Annotated in this window: 1 protein-coding gene; it reads left to right on the forward strand. The window is 70.7% G+C overall.

Going from position 1 to position 338, the window contains the following annotated elements; all coding sequences use genetic code 11:
• Positions 1-338, forward strand: a 338-nt coding sequence (locus KN815_RS46040) for an acyltransferase domain-containing protein (RefSeq protein ID WP_216347743.1), incomplete at both ends; no start/stop codon positions are given.

The raw sequence follows: 338 nt of genomic DNA on the forward strand, positions 1-338 counted from the left end.
GACACCACCGGGCTCGACGCCGGGTACTGGTACACCAATCTGCGACAGACGGTGGAGCTGGAGTCGGCGGTGCGGGCTCTGTCGGCGGCCGGGTTCGGGACGTTCCTGGAGATGTCTCCGCATCCGGTGTTGACGATGCCGTTGCAGGCGACCGTCGAGGACGCGGTGGTGGTGGGGTCGCTGCGGCGTGATGAGGGCGGCCCGGAGCGGTTCCTGGTCTCGCTGGGCGAGGCGTTCGTCCGTGGGGTGGCCGTCGACTGGGCCGCGGTGTTCGCCGGGACGGGGGCGTCCGTGGTGCAGTTGCCGACGTACGCCTTCCAGCGGCAGCGCTACTGGCT

It is taken from the genome of Streptomyces niphimycinicus (assembly GCF_018883605.1).
GTDB classification, from domain to species: Bacteria; Actinomycetota; Actinomycetes; order Streptomycetales; family Streptomycetaceae; genus Streptomyces; species Streptomyces niphimycinicus.